The following is a 16,342-nucleotide window of genomic DNA, read 5'->3' on the forward strand; positions in this document are numbered from 1 at the left end:
GCCCGGGCGGCGCCCGGGCGGCGCCATCCGGATGGAGCGGGGAGCCGGTCCGTCCTGCCCATCAGCGGTACAAGATTGATTCATCCGTCGGCGGCCGCCACCCTGCACAGGTCATGTGAGGGCCGCGACCATGCGCAAGCGACACGCCGACGAGGACGCCCTGCGGTCGATCTTCGCGGAGGCGCTGGCAGCCCTGGCGCTGCCGCCCGATGCCGGAGACCGGCTGACGGTCACCGGCACGGAGAGCCTGCCGTCCTGCTTCCCCGTCACGGAGCTGGCGACGGCGGCGATCGGTGCCGCCGGCCTCGCCGTCTCCGAACTTCTGGGCCTGTTCGGAGATGCGCCCGCCGTGACGGTGGACCGGCATCTCGCCTCGGCGTGGTTCGGCCCGTCGGTGCGGCCGCGCGGATGGACGATGCCGGCCGCCTGGGACCCGATCGCCGGCGACTACCGGGCGGCGGACGGCTGGATCCGGCTGCACACCAACGCGCCCCACCATCGCGCCGCCGCCCTCTCGGTGCTCGACTGTCCGGGCGACCGGCAGGCGGTTGCGGCCGCCGTGGCCCGGGAGACGGCCGAGACCCTGGAATCGGCGATCCTGCGCGCGGGGGGCTGCGCCGCGGCGATGCGCAGCCTGGAGGCGTGGCAGCGACTGGACCAGGGCCGGGCGGTCCGGGCCGAGCCCCTCGTGGCGGTCACGGAGGCGCCCGGCCACGACTCCGGACGGTGGCGCCCGGACCCGGCCCGTCCCCTCGCGGGGATCCGGGTCCTCGACCTGACCCGCATCCTGGCGGGGCCTGTGGCCACGCGCTTCCTGGCCGGGCTGGGCGCCGACGTCCTGCGAATCGACCCGCCCAGCTGGGACGAGCCGTCCCTGGCGCCCGACGTCACCCTGGGCAAGGTCTGCACCCGGCTCGACCTCCATCGGGCCGCCGACCGACAGCGGTTCGAGGGGCTGCTCTCGGAGGCGGACATCCTCGTGCATGGATACCGCCCGGATGCCCTGGAGCGGCTCGGCTACGGGGAGAAGCATCGCCGGGCGCTCAATCCGAACCTGATCGACGTCACGCTCTGCGCCTATGGCTGGACCGGGCCCTGGGCCGGCCGGCGCGGCTTCGACAGCCTCGTCCAGATGTCGGCCGGCATCGCGTCGGCCGGACAGCGCTGGAAACAGGCCGACCGGCCGGTGCCGCTGCCCGTCCAGGCGCTCGACCACGCCACCGGCTATCTGATGGCGGCGGCGTCCATACGGGGCCTGATCGCCCGGTTGCGGGAGGGGCGCGCCGTCACCGCGAGGCTCTCCCTGGCCCGCACGGCGTTTCTGCTCAGCGACCATGCCGGCGGCGCGCCGGGGCCCGCCTTCAGCGGAGATCAGGACCGGGACTTCTTACCAAAGATCGAACACACGGCGTGGGGACCCGCCCTCAGGCTGTACGCCCCCGCGCGGATCGACGGCGTTCCCCTGCGATGGGATAGGCCCGCCCGAGATCTCGGATCTACGGAGGCTGCACTGGTTTCCAATTTCGATAGCGCGCAATTTTCCAGCCCGAACAGCAGCCGCGCTATAAATTGATCAATCCATCTAATATTTTTGCACCGGCGACATTACGCGACCCTTGACATCGATCCGCGTCGTCTGGCAATCGGCACGTACGATATGCATGACACTATGTTAATATATTCAAAAATTTGTAAAAAGGGAACAGAAAATTCCTGAAGATCTCGCTTTGACAAAAGTCCATCAAGCAACAGGGAATATTAATACGATTTACCTCAAAGCACATCCGTTTCGCCGACCCAGACTTGCTCTGTGCCATACGGTTCGACACCGAGAAGGATGACGATGCCCGCGTCTGCCCCGGACCATCCTGTCCTGCGCGAAATCCCGATCGGCATCTCCGCCACGGGGACACGCCGCGAGACGGATTCGATGGGGGCGATCGACGTTCCGGCGGACCGCTACTGGGGGGCGCAGACGCAGCGCTCGCTCCAGCATTTCTCGATCGGCAACGATCGCATGCCCAAGCGGGTCTATCACGCCTACGGCTACGTCAAGAAGGCCGCGGCCCTGGTCAACGCCGCGGCCGGACGCCTGGAGGACTGGCGGGCGCAGGCCATCGTCCGGGCCGCCGACGAGACGATCGCGGGAAAGCTCGACGCGCATTATCCGCTCTACGTCTGGCAGACCGGCTCCGGCACCCAGTCCAACATGAACGTCAACGAGGTGCTGTCGAACCGCGCGATCCAGCTCCTCGGCGGTGAACTCGGCTCCAAGAGCCCGGTCCACCCGAACGACCACGTCAACATGGGCCAGTCGTCGAACGACACCTTCCCGACCGCGATGCACATCGCGACGGTGCTGGAACTCGACGAGGTGCTCCTCCCGCAGGCGCACGCCCTTGCCGACGCGATCGACGCGAAGGCGCAGGCCTGGATGGATGTGGTCAAGACCGGCCGGACTCATCTTCAGGATGCGACGCCGTTGACGGTCGGCCAGGAATGGTCGGGCTACGTGGAGCAGATGCGCGACGCGCTGGCCCTAGTCGCGGCGTCGCGGGCCGGGCTCTACAAGCTCGCGGCCGGCGGCACCGCGGTCGGCACCGGCCTCAACGCCCCGGAAGGCTTCAGCGCGGAGATCGCCGGCCAGATCGCCGCGCTGACCGGCAAGCCGTTCGTCACGGCGCCCAACAAGTTCGCCGCCCAAGGCTCCCTCGACGCCATGGTCGCCGCCATGGCGGCGGTGCGCGGGCTCGCGGTCGCGCTGATGAAGATCGCCAACGACATGCGCTGGCTCGCCTCGGGGCCGCGCTGCGGTCTCGGCGAATTGCTGCTGCCCGCCAACGAGCCGGGCTCCTCGATCATGCCCGGCAAGGTCAACCCGACTCAGTGCGAGGCCATGGTGATGGTCTGCATTCAGGTGATCGGCGAGGACAACGCGGTCGCCTTCGTGGGCGCGCAGGGCAATTTCGAGTTGAACGCGATGCGCCCGATCATCATCAACAACACGCTGCACGCGATCCGCGTGCTGGGCGATGCCTGCGAGAAATTCCGGACCTACTCGGTCGCGGGCACGGAGCTCAAACGGAAGCGGATCGACGAGACCGTGAACCAGTCGCTGATGCTGGTCACGGCCCTGTCGCCGGTGATCGGCTATGACCTCGCCTCCAAAATCGCCCACCGCGCCAACGACGAGGGTACGACGCTGCGCGAGGCCGCCCTGGCCGAGGGCGTTCCGGCCGAGCGCTTCGACGCGGTGTGCGATCCCAAGACCATGACCGGCCACGGGCTGGCCGGCGCCTGAACCCGCCGGGACCATCCGTCGGGGCCCCTCAGCTGAGCGAGACACCATGAGCACGAAGGTCGCCGATCTGTTCGTCCGGGCGCTGGCGCAGGCCGGCGTGAAGCGCATCTACGGCGTCGTCGGCGACAGCCTCAACGGGCTGACCGAGGCCCTGCGCCAGGACGGCTCGATCGCCTGGATCCACACGCGCCACGAGGAGAGCGCCGCCTTCGCGGCCGGCGCCGAGGCGCACCTGACCGGCGACCTCGCGGTCTGCGCCGGCTCCTGCGGGCCGGGCAACCTCCACCTGATCAACGGCCTGTTCGACGCGCACCGCTCCCGCGTGCCGGTGCTGGCCATCGCGGCCCAGATCCCCTCGGCGGAGATCGGCCGGGGCTACTTCCAGGAGACGCACCCGCAGAACCTGTTCCAGGAATGCAGCCACTATTGCGAGCTGGTCTCCTCGCCGGCCCAGCTGCCCGGCGTGATCGAGACCGCGATCCGCGTCGCCGTCGCCGAGCGCGGGGTCGCCGTGGTGGTGATCCCCGGCGATGTCGGCCTCATGGCCATGCCGGGGAACGCGCCCGAACTCTCCGCCGCCCTGGTGCCGCCCCCGCCCGTGGTGCGCCCGCGCGACGCCGACCTCGATGCGCTGGCCGGGATGCTCAACGATGCCGGCCGCGTGACCCTGTTCTGCGGCCGCGGCTGCGCCGGCGCCCACGCGGAGCTGCTGCAGCTCGCCGAGGCGCTGAAGGCGCCGGTGGTCCACGCGCTGGGCGGCAAGGAATACGTCGAGTGGGACAATCCCTACGACGTCGGCATGACCGGGCTGATCGGCTTCTCGTCGGGCTACCGGGCGATGCTCGACTGCGACACCCTGCTTCTGCTCGGCACCAGCTTCCCCTACCGCCAGTTCTACCCGGAGGACGCCAAGATCGCGCAGGTCGACCTGCGAGCCGAAAGCCTGGGGCGCCACTGCCGGATCGATCTCGGCCTGATCGGCGACGTCGGCGCGACGATCACGGCGCTGCTGCCGAAGCTGCAGGCGAAGACCGACCGGGCGCATCTCGACGACAGCCTCGCCCATTACCGCAAGGCCCGCGCCGGGCTCGACGCCCTGGCGGTGGGCAAGCCCGGCGGCAAGATCCACCCGCAATACGTCGCCCGGACGCTCAGCGAGGCGGCCTCCGAGGACGCGGTGTTCACCTTCGACGTCGGCACGCCGACGATCTGGGCGGCCCGCTACCTCGCCATGAACGGCAAGCGCCGGCTGATCGGCTCGCTCAACCACGGCTCCATGGCCAACGCCCTGCCGCAGGCGATCGGCGCGCAGGCGGCCTATCCCGGGCGGCAGATCATCTCGTTCTCCGGCGACGGCGGCTTCGCCATGCTGATGGGCGACCTGCTGACCCTCAACCAGCACAAGCTGCCGGTGAAGATCGTGGTGCTGAACAACGGCACGCTGGGCTTCGTCGAGATGGAGATGAAGGCCGCGGGCTTCCTCGAGACCGGCGTCGAACTGGTGAACCCGGACTTCGCCGCCATGGCGCGCGGGGCCGGCATCTTCGCCCGGCGCGTCGAGGATCCGGTCGAACTGCCGGACGCGATGCGCGCGCTGCTCGACCACGACGGTCCGGCCCTCCTCGACGTCGTCTCGGCCCGCCAGGAACTGTCGATGCCGCCGAAGGTCGGCCTCGAGCAGGTGACGGGCTTCGGGATGTGGCTCGCCAAGGCGGTGATCGACCGGCGCGGGACCGAGATCGTCGACCTCGCCAAGACCAACCTCTGGCGCTGACGCGCCGATCCCAAGCTGGAGGTCAGCCCGATGATCCGCTGCGTTCGCATCTGGACCGGTGACGACGGCAATTCCCACTTCGCGGAGGGCGTCATCGCCCTGCCCCACGGCGAGCGCGGCGACCTCCTCAGCGGCACGACCGACGTGGTCTCGATCTCCTTCCGGGAGACGCAGGCCGGCGGCACCTACGCGTGGCACACGGCCCCGACCCGCCAGTTCGTCATTACCCTGCGCGGCACCCTCGACTTCCAGACGAAGGCCGGGGCGCATTTCACGATCCGCCCCGGCGACATCCTCATCGCCGAGGACACCGCCGGCTCCGGCCATTCCTGGCGCCTCGTCGACGACGAGCCCTGGTGCCGGGCCTACGTGATCCTCGCCCCCGGCGCCGAGGCCCGGCTGCCCTTCGTCCCGAACGCCCAGTGAGTTCCCCCGAACCGGTGCCAGGAGTTCCGCGATGGCCGGCCTAAGCGACGACGACACTCCCGACGTGGTGCTGATCGGCGCCGGGATCATGAGCGCGACCTTCGGCACGGTCCTGAAGGAGCTGGAGCCGTCGCTCAGGATCGCGATGTTCGAGACGCTCCACGACTGCGCGCAGGAGAGCTCGGAGGGCTGGAACAACGCCGGCACCGGCCACGCGGCCAATTGCGAGTTGAACTACACGCCCCAGCGCCCCGACGGCAGCGTCGACATCGCCAAGGCCCTGGAGGTCAACACCGAGTTCGACATCTCGCGCCAGCTCTGGGCACATCTGGTGAAGAAGGGCGCGATCCCCGATCCCCGCGCCTTCATCCATCCCTGCCCGCACATGAGCTTCGTCTGGGGGGCCGAGAACGTCGCGTTCCTCAAGGCGCGCTACGCCGCGATGTCGGCGCACCATTGCTATCACGGCATGGAATACAGCGAGGATCCGCAGGTCATCGCCGGCTGGGCGCCGCTGATCATCGAGGGCCGCGCCCCCGGCGAGCCCATCGCCGCCACCCGGATCGTCACAGGGACGGATGTCGATTACGGCGCCCTCACGCACCTGCTGGTCAAGCAGCTCGCGGCGCAGCCCGGCTTTTCCGTGCACTACAACCGAAAGGTCGTCGCCCTCGACCGGGTCGACGACGGCCGCTGGGCCGTCACCGTCGAGGACACCTACGACGGCACGCGCCAGACCGTGACGGCGAAGTTCGTGTTCATCGGCGCGGGCGGCGGCTCGCTGCCGCTGCTGCAGGCCTCGAAGATCCCGGAGGGGCGCGGCTACGGCGGCTTCCCGGTCTCCGGCATCTGGCTGCGCTGCGACGTCGACGCGGTCAGCGCGCGCCACCACGCCAAGGTCTACGGCAAGGCGGCCTCCGGCTCGCCGCCGATGTCGGTGCCCCACCTCGACACCCGCATCATCGGCGGCAAGCGCTCGCTGCTGTTCGGACCCTATGCGGGCTTCTCGTCGCGCTTCCTCAAGCACGGCGCGCTCACGGACCTGTTCACCGCGCTGACCCCGCACAACATCGTGCCGCTGCTCGACGTCGCCAAGGACAACGTCGCGCTGACCGAGTACCTCGTGGGCCAAGTGCTCCAGAGTTCCGACCACCAGTTCGCGACCCTGAAGCAGTTCTTCCCCAAGGCGCTGAAGCAGGACTGGACGTCGGCGGTCGCCGGCCAGCGGGTGCAGACGATCAAGCCGACCGGCCAGTCGAACCCGCTGGAGGAGGGCTACCTCGAGTTCGGCACCGAGCTCGTGGCCGCCGCCGACCACTCGATCTGCGCGCTGCTCGGCGCCTCGCCGGGCGCCTCGACGGCGGCCTTCATCGCGGTCGAGGTGCTGGAGAAGTGCTTCGCCGACCGGCTGACGCCGGAGGGCTGGCTGCCCCGCCTCAAGGCCGTGATCCCGACCTACGGCATCGACCTCAAGCAGGACGCCGAGGCCTGCCGGCGCAGCCGGGCCGAGACGGCGCCGATCCTGAGGATCGACACCGTCTGACACTTCCGCGAGGCGCGGTTCCCCGCGCCCCGCCGGTGGACATCTGAGGGTGCGACGCGCCCGAGCGGGGGCGGCGGACCGGCGAGCTTCGGCTGGAGAGAGGAACGATGGACATCTCCGCCCTGATGCTGTCGCGCATCCAGTTCGCCTTCACGGTCTCGTTCCACATCATCTTCCCGGCCTTCACGGTCGGGCTGGCGGCCTGGCTCGCCTTCCTCCAGGCGCGGGCGATGATCTCGGGCGAGCCGGTCTACGACCGCCTGTTCGACTTCTGGCTCAAGATCTTCGCGGTCGCCTTCGGGCTCGGGGTCGTCTCCGGCATCGTCATGGCGTTCCAGTTCGGCACCAACTGGAGCGAGCTCGCCCGCCGCACCGGGCCGATCCAGGGGCCGCTTCTCGGCTACGAGAGCTTCACGGCCTTCGCGCTGGAGGCCTCGTTCTTCGGCGTGCTGATGTTCGGCCGGCGGCGGGTGCCGCGCTGGTTCTACCTGTTCGCCTGCCTGATGGTCTGCCTCGGCACCAGCCTGTCGTCGTTCTGGATCCTCGTGAACAACTCGTGGATGCAGTATCCGACCGGCTTCGCCCTGCGGCCGGACGGCGTGTTCGTGCCGACCGACTGGTGGGCAATCCTCTTCAACGGAGTCGTCTGGGTCCGCTTCCCCCACATGGTCCTGGCCGCCTACGTCACCACCAGCTTCTGCGTCGCGGCGACGGGCGCGTGGTCCATGCTGCGGGGCCGGGACCGCGTCGAGGCCCGCGCCATGGTCCGGATGGGGCTCGGCCTCGCCGCGGTCCTCGTGCCGCTGCAGCTGTTCTTCGGCCACCTCACCGGCGACTACGTCGTCCGGCACCAGCCCTCGAAGATCGCCGCCATCGAGGGCCACTGGGAGAGCCGGGCGCCGGCCGGCGAGATCCTGTTCGCGTGGCCCGACGAGGCGCAGGAGACAAACCACTTCGTCATCGCCCTGCCCGCCCCCGCCGGCAGCCTGATCGACGACGGCACCCTCACCGGCAAGGTGATCGGCATCAAGGACATCCCCAAGGCCGACCGGCCGCCGGTGCTGATCCCGTTCTTCGCCTTCCGCATCATGGTCGGCTGCGGGCTGCTGATGCTGGCGCTCGCCTGGGGCGGGATGGCCTTCTACGCCACCGGGCGGCTGGAGCGGGCGCGCTGGCTGCAATGGGCGATCTTCCTGTCGTTCCCCCTGGGCTTCGTCGCGACGCTGACCGGATGGTTCACCGCCGAGGTCGGGCGCCAGCCCTGGACGGTCTACGGCCAGCTCCGCACCGCCGACGCGGCGACGCCGTTCCTGACATCCCCGCAGGTAGCGACCTCCCTCGCCGTGTTCGGCGCGGTCTACGCGCTGATCTTCGCGGCCGGCACCGTCTACATCTACCGCATGCTCAGGGCCGGCATCCTGCCGACGCCCGCGCATGCGGGGAGCGCCGCCAACCCCAAGAGGCCGCTCGCCGTACCGGGCGACAGTCCCGGCACACCCGGCGCCACGCCGACCGGCACACCGGCGGAGTAAGCGGCCATGATCGAATTCTGGGCCGCCGCCCTCGCCCTCACCCTGATGCTCTACGTGCTGCTCGACGGGTTCGACCTCGGCGTCGGCATGCTGTTCGGGATCGCCCCGGACGAGGCGGCGCGCCGCCACATGATGCAGGCGATCGCCCCGGTCTGGGACGGCAACGAGACCTGGCTGGTTCTGGCCGCGACGATCCTGTTCGGGGCCTTCCCCGCGGTCTACGCGCTGCTGCTCTCGGCCTTCTACCTGCCGCTCCTCCTGATGCTCGCGGCCCTGATCCTGCGCGGCGTCGCCTTCGAGTTCCGCTACAAGTCCCGGCGGCTGCGGCGGGTCTGGGACGCGGGCTTCGTCGGCGGCTCCTTTTGCGCGGCCTTCGTGCAGGGCGTGACGGTCGGGGCGCTGGTGCAGGAACTGCCGGTCCGGGACGGGCTCTATGTCGGCGGGGCGTTCGGGTGGCTCACGCCCTTCTCGCTGCTCTGCGGGCTCGGCCTGTGCCTCGGCTACGCGCTGCTCGGCGCCGCGTGGCTGTGCGGCAAGACCGAGTCCGACGTGCGCGACCTCGGCTTCCGGCTGCTGCCGCGGCTCCTGCTCGGGGTGCTGGCCTTCCTGGGCGCGGCCTTCGTGTACGCGCTGGCGATCAACCTGCGGGTGCTGCACCGCTGGATCGAGCGGCCCGAGATGCTGGTCCTGCCCCTCGTGGGGGCCGCGGCCTGCGCGGGGCTCCTCTACGCGGCGCGGCGCCGGAACGACGCCCTGCCGTTCCCGCTGGTGGCGCTGATCTTCGCCGCCGCCTTCGCGACGCTCGCCGCCTCGTTCCTGCCCTACATGGTGCCGTTCAGCGTGACGGTGACCGAGGCGGCGGCGCCGGAGGCGAGCCTGTCCTTCATGTTCTGGGGCGCGGGGATCGTGGTCCTGCCGATCACCCTGATCTACACCCTGGTCGTCTACCGGGTGTTCAAGGGGAAGGTCGACGTCGCCGAGCATTATGAGTGAGCCCGCGACCGGGCTCCCCGACCCGCCCCGGCCGCTGAGGCCGCGCCGTGGCCGGTGAGGTCGCGCTCTCCGAGGACGCGCCGGGCCTCCTGCAGCGCCTCGCCGCGTGGTGGCCGCGGGAGGCGGCCGAGGCCGTGCGCATCGCGCTCACCGCCATCGCGGCGATCTGGCTCGCCATGTGGCTCGAACTGGCGCTGCCGCACTGGGCCGGCTGGACGGTCATCTCGGTGACGCTCGCCACCCGCGCGGCCTCCCTGCGCAAGAGCCTGTGGCGGGCCGGCAGCACGCTTGTCGGCGTCACCGTCGCGATGGTGCTGGTGGCCAATTTCGCCCAGGCGACCCTGGCCTTCGACCTCGCCCTGGCCCTGTGGATGGGCCTGCTCACCGCGGCCTCCAGCGTCGAGAGCGGCCAGCGCGCCTACGGCTTCGCATCCATGGGCTTCACGGTGCCGATCATCGCCCTGGCCGACGTGCAGAGCCCCGAGACGGTGTTCCAGATCGGCGTCGACCGCTGCTCGACGATCCTGCTCGGGATCGGCTGCGCCTACGCGTCGAACGTGTTCGTGGCGCCGGGCGTCCCCGCCGTCAGCCGCGCCCTGGCGGGGCGGCTCGAGGCGGCCGCGCAGGCCTGCGACGCCTGGATGGCCGCCCTGCGGCGGGGCGAGCGGCCGGGCCCGATGCCCATCGCCGCCGTGATGACGCTCGGCGAGGAGGTCACCGACACGTTCACCGAGCAGCCCTCCCTCCGTTCCGGCGGCCGGGGGATCCGCAACGCCGCCCCCCGGCTGCGGCGCGTGCTCGCCGCGGGCCTGCTGCGGGCCCTGCTGCCGGACCGGCCGGGATCGCGCTCGACCGACCTGATCGGGGCCGGCGGGGCGATCGCCGTCCGGCAGATCGGGCGCGTCCGGGTCTCGGCGCGGCTCCTGCGGGCCGGGGGCCGGGTGGGGCGGCGGCGCGTGCCGTTCCGCCCGCACCTGCTCTTGTGGAACGACCTGGACTGGGACGGCTGGCACGCCTTCGACAACGGCCTGCGCACCGCCGCCGCCGTCCTGCTCGTCAACGGCTTCTGGTACGTCACCGGCTGGTCGCACGGGGCCGGCGCCGCGACCTGGGCGAGCCTCGTCTGCGTCCTGCTCGCCGCCCATGCCGACCCGCGGGCGGAATCCCGCGCCTTCCTGATCGGCGCGCTGCTCGCCGCCGTGGTCGGGCTGACCCTGCGCTACACCCTGCTGACCACCACCGGGAGCTTCGCGCTCCTGGCCGCCGTGCTCCTGCCGGTGGCGATGCTGGCGGTGGTCGGCCGGGCCGACAAGCGTGCGATCTACGGCATCGGCTTCGGCTTCTTCGTCTTCGGCGTCCTCGATCCCAAGAACCCGATGACCTACGACCTCGCCGACTCGCTCAACACCGTGCTGGCCGAGCTGCTCGGGATGGCGGTGGCGGCGGTCGCGTTCGCCGCCCTGCCGCCGCCGGTGAGCCCCGCGACGCTGCGGCTGCGGGCCCGCCGCCGGCTGGTCCGGTCGGTGCGCGGCGCGGCCCTCGACCCGGCGCTCCTGCTGCCGCCCCGCGACCGCTATCTCGCCCGGGGTTTCGGCCGGCTCGCCCTCATCGGCGCGGATGAGGCGATGGCCCGGGGCGGCGAGCGCCTGCTCGTCATCGGGCTCCTGCTGCTCGCCCTGCGGGAGACGGACGACCGGGAAGGCCGCCGCGTCGGCCGGGCGGTCTGGGCCCGGCTCGCCGCGTCCCGTCCGGCAGAGGCGGATGCGGTGCCGGATCCCTTGCGCGAGCTCGCCGACCGGGCGACCCTGCCGCTCCAGGCGGAGCGCATCGGGGCGCTGGCCGCCCTCGTGTCGGATCTCGACCGCGCGGGCTGGCCGAACCTCGATCCGGGGGTGCGGGCGTGATCGGATTGCGGGCGGTCGACGTGCTGGGGCTCTACGTCGAGCCCGCGGTGATCTGCCTGCTCGCCGCCCTGGTGATCACCTGGGGCCTGCGCTGGATCCTGGACTGGATCGGCATCAACCACCTTGTCTGGAACCGCGCCCTGTTCGACTTCAGCCTCCTGACCGCCGTGACGGCTCTGCTGATCCTGTCCCTGCGCGTCCAGGGTCCGTGACATGGCCACGACCCCGCGACCGTCCCTGCGCGACTGGCAGCCGCCGCCCGCCTACAACGTCGCCGCCACCCTGCTGGCGCTGGCGGCGGCAATGGGCCTCGCCTACCTCGCCTTCCTCTACTACGCCTACACGCCCTGGACCCGGGACGGGCGCGTGCGCGTCTACACCGTGCAGGTGGCTCCCGAGGTCTCCGGGACGGTGGTGGCGGTCCGCGTCCGGGACAACCAGTTCGTCCGCAAGGGCGACGTGCTGTTCACGATCGATCCCGGCACGTTCAGGAACGCCGTGACCCAGGCGGAGGGCGCCCTCGCCAGTGCCCGGGCACAGGCCGGCTACCTCGCGGGTATCGCGCAGCGCACCGCCGAACTCGACGATCTCGCCACCACCCCGCAGCAGAAGCAGACGACCAGCGGCCAGGCGCAGGCCGCCCAGGCCAACGTGGTCCAGGCGGAGGGCGCGCTGGCGCAGGCGCGGCTCAACCTGGAGCGCACGACCCTGCGGGCCACCGTGAACGGCTGGGTCACCAACCTGCTGCTGCAGGAGGGCGGGTTCGCCGCCACGGGGCAGCCGGCGCTGACGCTGGTCAACGGCGACAGCTTCTGGATCGAAGGCTACTTCGAGGAGACCCAGCTGCCGCGCATCGGCGAGGGTGACGCCGCGCGGGTGTCGCTGATGGCGTGGCCGGACCGTCCGATCCGGGGCCGGGTGACCGGCCTCGGCCGCGGCATCAGCGTCGCCGACGCCGCCCCGGGCGTTCAGGGGCTGCCGACGGTCAATCCGATCTTCACCTGGGTCCGGCTGGCGCAAAGGGTGCCGATCCGGATCGACCTCGACGACGTGCCGTGCCCGATCGTGCTGGCGGCGGGGATGACGGCGAATGTCGCGATCCTGCCCGAGAAGGCCGGATCCCCGGACGCCCTGCCGCCCGACCGGCGCACCGGCGCGGCCGCCGGCCAGCGCTGCGAGGGGGCGCCGGTCGTCGAGTCGCGGCGCTGACGCGCACGGCCCTCGTCGTGGCATGCCCGCCGCCGGGAAAACCGGGGCGGCGGCCGCGTTAGACCGGCAGGCGCGCCGACATGCGGCGCCCGCGATCGCGATGAGGATCCGATGGACTACAGGCAGTTCGGACGCTCCGGCCTTACCGTGCCGGTGCTCAGCTTCGGCACCGGCACCTTCGGCGGCACGAACGAATTCTTCCAGCGCTGGGGCCAGACGGACGTCGCGGAGGCGACCCGCATGGTCGATCTCTGCCTCGATTCCGGGGTCAACTTCTTCGACACGGCCGACATCTACTCGGGCGGCGCCTCCGAGGAGATCCTGGGTCAGGCCCTCAAGGGCAAGCGCGACCGGGCGCTGATCTCCACCAAGGCGACCTTCCGGTTTAACGACGACCTGAACCAGGTGGGCTCCTCGCGCTACCACCTGGTCCGCGCCTGCGAGGCCAGCCTGAAGCGGCTCGGCACCGACCATATCGACGTCTACTTCATGCACGGGTTCGATGCGCTCACCCCCGTGGACGAGACCCTGCGGGCGCTGGACGACCTCACCCGCGCGGGCAAGATCGGCTACATCGGCGCCTCGAATTTTTCCGGCTGGCAGCTCATGAAGGCGCTCGCGACCTCGGAGCGCCACGGCCTCGCCCGCTACGTCGCCTACCAGGGCTACTATTCGCTGATCGGCCGGCACTACGAGTGGGAGTTGATGCCCCTCGGGATCGACCAGGGTGTCGGCTTGATGGTCTGGAGCCCGCTGGGCTGGGGCCGCCTCACCGGCAAGATTCGCCGCGGACAGGCCAACCAGAGCGGCCGCATCGCCGCCGGTGGCGCCGAGGGTGGGCCGCCTGTCTCCGACGAATACCTGTTCGGCGTGGTCGACGCCCTCGACGCCGTGGCGGCCGAGACCGGCAAGACGGTGGCGCAGGTGGCGCTCAACTGGCTGCTGACCCGGCCGACCGTGTGCAACATCGTGGTCGGCGCCCGCACCGAGGAACAGCTGAAGCAGAATCTCGGCGCCCTCGGCTGGACCCTGACCGCCGAGCAGGTCGCCCGCCTCGACGCGGCGAGCCACGAGACGCCGATCTATCCGTACTGGCACCAGAAGGGCTTTGACGAGCGCAACCCGAAGCCGACGGTCTGGTAGCCAGCGGCGCGCGGCCGGGACCCTGAGGGCGGAAATCGGAAACGATGCGTTTCGATTGTTTCTGTTTCAACTCGGGCGGTCCCGGTCCAGGATGCCTGCGGATGGCGGGCCGATCCCGAACGATGTCGGTTCCGCCATCCGGGGCGCCGCGCAGCAGCCGATGGCGCTCCCCCCTCCCCCGCGCGAAGGAGCAAGGCGATGAGCTGGCACAGTGCCGAGGATCCGATCCCGGGCGACCATTTCAGCTGCGACGCGATCCGGACCCTGATCGTGCCCCGCTCGCGCGATCTCGGCTCCTTCGCGGTGCGGCGGGCGCTGCCCTCCACCGAGTGCCGGATGGTCGGCCCCTTCATCTTCTTCGATCAGATGGGCCCCTCCGAGTTCCTGCTCGGGCAGGGCATGGACGTGCGGCCGCATCCGCATATCGGCCTCTCCACCGTCACCTACCTGTTCGACGGCGAGATCATGCACCGCGACAGCCTCGGCACGGAGTTGCCGATCCGGCCGGGCGAGCTGAACTGGATGACCGCGGGCCGCGGAATCACCCATTCGGAGCGCACGGCCCCGACGCTGCGGCAGACCGGCTCCCGGCTGTTCGGCATCCAGAGCTGGGTCGCCCTCACCGACCGGGACGAGGAGAACGCCCCCGCCTTCGAGCATTACGACGCCGCCGCGCTGCCGGTCCTCACCGGCGAAGGCAAGACCGTCCGGCTGATCGCGGGCGAGGCCTTCGGCGCACGCTCGCCGGTGCGCACCTCGAGCCCGATGGTCTACGCCGACGTGGCGCTTGAGGCCGGGGCCGTCCTGCCCCTCGATCCGACCTACGACGAGCGGGCGATCTACACGGTGGCGGGCGCCATCGAGATCGCCGGCGACGGCTTCGGGCCCGGCCAGCTGCTGGTGTTCCGGCCCGGCGACCGCATCAGCGTGCGCGCCCTGGAGGGGGCCCGGTTCATGGTGCTGGGCGGCGAGCCGATGGATGGTCCACGCCACTTGTGGTGGAACTTCGTCTCCTCCCGCCCCGAGCGGATCGCGCAGGCCAAGGAGGATTGGCGCCAGGGCCGGTTCGACACGGTGCCGAACGACGCCGAATTCATCCCCCTGCCGGAGGATCCGCAGCCCGTCCGCTACCCCTGAGCCGACAGCCCGATCCGGCGGTCCGGCGTGCAGCGACAGGCGATCATGGCCGCTCGAACGCAACCCTAGCGCGAGTGTTAAGGAGTTGTTAACCATTTTCCATCGGTGTGGGACGGACACCGATGCCTCATCGGAGGCTTGCGCTGCACCCTGCCGGCAGGACGCGTGATGGAACAGACGAAGCACCCCAAGGCCGAGACGCTGACCCCGATCGAAGCCGCCGCGTGCGACATCCGCGAGCCGACGACCCGGATCCGGACCGGCAACTTGGTCCTTCTCGCCGCGGACGAGCGCGCCACCGCGCAGGGCCGGAACCCGAACCCGTCGCCGGTGGAGCGGTGGCCGGACCTGCTGGAGCGGGTGCAGGGCGCGGCCCGGTACATCCGGGACGTCGAAGACCGGGCGCAGGAGCAGGAGACGCACGTCCAGGATCTCCTGCGGCAGGTGCGGGCCGACATGGATGCGGCCCGCGCCCAGGTGCAGGCGGCCGAGCGGGAGACCCACGAGGTCCATGCGCAGGCGATCAAACTGATCCAGGCCGCCGAGGACCGGGCCGCGGCCGCCGAAGAGCGGGCTGCAGCGGCGGAACTCATGCTCCAACGCATCGCCGAGACGATCGACGCGGAGTTCGTGACGCAGGCGGGCCCACAGGACGCCCGGACCCGGGCCTCCGCCACCCGGGCGGCCTCGTGACCCGCGCGGGCCCGGCCGGATCGCGGCGGCGATGAACGCGGCCTTCTGGGCAGAGCTCGACGCACGCATCGCGCGCGCGGAGCCGGCCCCGTCGACCGCCGACGGCAATCCGGCGGTCGCCGGGCCGCTCCCGGTGGCGGCCTCCGGAGCGGGTCCCGAGACGCCGTCCGAGCCACCGTCCGAGCCACCGTCGCGGCCGGATGCGGACTGGAGCCAGGTTCTGGACACGCTGTCGGCCGCGAGCATCGCGGCCCAGGAGCAGGATCAGCGCCTGCGCCAGCGATCCGCCACCTGCGAGACCCTGTCTGCGGAGCTGCAGGCGGCCCGGCAGGAAATCGAGGCGCTGCGGGCGCATCTGCAGGAGGTGCAGACCCAGGCGGCACTGCGCGTCCGCGAGGTCGAGGCGCTGGCCGACGGGCGGGTCCGGGACGCCGACGAGCGCGCCGAGGCCGCGATCGTGCGGGCGGAGTCGGCCGAGGACTGGCTCAAGCGTATCGAACAGGCCAGCCGGGATCTGCTGCCGGACGGCCGGCATGCGGCCGCCTGAAGCGCGGGACGCCGGGCCTTTCGGAAACGCCGGTCTCCCGGTGGGTCATCGGCCCCGGGAAGACGGCCCGTTGCCCGGTCAGGAGAACCTCCTCGTCGGAATCCGAGGTGGGTCGGCCTCAGCCCGTCGGGATCCGCCGG

The 16,342-nt window shown here is 71.1% G+C and carries 14 protein-coding genes; all 14 read left to right on the forward strand.

Features of this window, described 5'->3' with window-relative positions; translation table 11 throughout:
* Positions 1–130: 130 nt before the first annotated feature.
* Positions 131–1,573, forward strand: coding sequence for a CoA transferase (locus A3862_RS07660; protein ID WP_111473472.1), 1,443 nt, complete (start codon positions 131–133; stop codon positions 1,571–1,573).
* Positions 1,574–1,843: 270 nt separating this feature from the next.
* On the forward strand, positions 1,844–3,301 hold the full coding sequence (gene fumC / locus A3862_RS07665) for a class II fumarate hydratase (RefSeq protein WP_164706352.1): 1,458 nt from the start codon (positions 1,844–1,846) through the stop codon (positions 3,299–3,301).
* Between the two features lie 46 nt (positions 3,302–3,347).
* Complete coding sequence (gene poxB, locus A3862_RS07670; RefSeq protein WP_111473474.1) at positions 3,348–5,075, forward strand: ubiquinone-dependent pyruvate dehydrogenase; 1,728 nt, start codon at positions 3,348–3,350, stop codon at positions 5,073–5,075.
* Positions 5,076–5,105: 30 nt separating this feature from the next.
* Positions 5,106–5,501, forward strand: a complete 396-nt coding sequence (locus A3862_RS07675; RefSeq protein WP_043760035.1) for a hypothetical protein — start codon at positions 5,106–5,108, stop codon at positions 5,499–5,501.
* A gap of 31 nt (positions 5,502–5,532) precedes the next feature.
* Positions 5,533–7,044 (forward strand): malate dehydrogenase (quinone), encoded by a 1,512-nt coding sequence (gene mqo, locus A3862_RS07680; RefSeq protein WP_043760033.1) that lies wholly within the window; start codon positions 5,533–5,535, stop codon positions 7,042–7,044.
* A gap of 107 nt (positions 7,045–7,151) precedes the next feature.
* Positions 7,152–8,576: a cytochrome ubiquinol oxidase subunit I gene (locus tag A3862_RS07685; protein ID WP_053609659.1), complete on the forward strand. Its 1,425-nt coding sequence runs from the start codon at positions 7,152–7,154 to the stop codon at positions 8,574–8,576.
* Between the two features lie 6 nt (positions 8,577–8,582).
* Positions 8,583–9,569 carry a cytochrome d ubiquinol oxidase subunit II gene (gene cydB / locus A3862_RS07690; RefSeq protein WP_043389059.1) on the forward strand — a complete coding sequence of 329 codons (987 nt, stop codon included), beginning with the start codon at positions 8,583–8,585 and terminating at the stop codon, positions 9,567–9,569.
* A gap of 47 nt (positions 9,570–9,616) precedes the next feature.
* Positions 9,617–11,473: an FUSC family protein gene (locus A3862_RS07695; protein ID WP_043760025.1), complete on the forward strand. Its 1,857-nt coding sequence runs from the start codon at positions 9,617–9,619 to the stop codon at positions 11,471–11,473.
* The gene (locus tag A3862_RS07700) at positions 11,470–11,685 is read left to right on the forward strand and encodes a DUF1656 domain-containing protein (RefSeq protein WP_236952766.1); all 216 of its coding nucleotides are present in this window, start codon (positions 11,470–11,472) and stop codon (positions 11,683–11,685) included. Before A3862_RS07695 ends, A3862_RS07700 begins: the two co-directional genes overlap by 4 nt.
* Position 11,686: 1 nt before the next feature.
* Positions 11,687–12,682: an HlyD family secretion protein gene (locus tag A3862_RS07705; protein WP_052083752.1), complete on the forward strand. Its 996-nt coding sequence runs from the start codon at positions 11,687–11,689 to the stop codon at positions 12,680–12,682.
* A gap of 111 nt (positions 12,683–12,793) precedes the next feature.
* Positions 12,794–13,825 carry an aldo/keto reductase gene (locus A3862_RS07710; RefSeq protein ID WP_043357881.1) on the forward strand — a complete coding sequence of 344 codons (1,032 nt, stop codon included), beginning with the start codon at positions 12,794–12,796 and terminating at the stop codon, positions 13,823–13,825.
* 198 nt (positions 13,826–14,023) lie between these two features.
* Positions 14,024–14,962 carry a pirin family protein gene (locus A3862_RS07715; RefSeq protein WP_043389064.1) on the forward strand — a complete coding sequence of 313 codons (939 nt, stop codon included), beginning with the start codon at positions 14,024–14,026 and terminating at the stop codon, positions 14,960–14,962.
* A 168-nt stretch (positions 14,963–15,130) separates the two neighbouring features.
* Complete coding sequence (locus tag A3862_RS07720) at positions 15,131–15,655, forward strand: hypothetical protein (RefSeq protein WP_051045126.1); 525 nt, start codon at positions 15,131–15,133, stop codon at positions 15,653–15,655.
* A gap of 31 nt (positions 15,656–15,686) precedes the next feature.
* Entirely contained in the window at positions 15,687–16,202 is a 516-nt protein-coding gene (locus A3862_RS07725; RefSeq protein WP_075381206.1) for a hypothetical protein, read from the forward strand.
* Positions 16,203–16,342 lie beyond the last annotated feature (140 nt).

It is taken from the genome of Methylobacterium sp. XJLW (assembly GCF_003254375.1).
In the GTDB taxonomy this organism is placed as follows: domain Bacteria; phylum Pseudomonadota; class Alphaproteobacteria; order Rhizobiales; family Beijerinckiaceae; genus Methylobacterium; species Methylobacterium fujisawaense.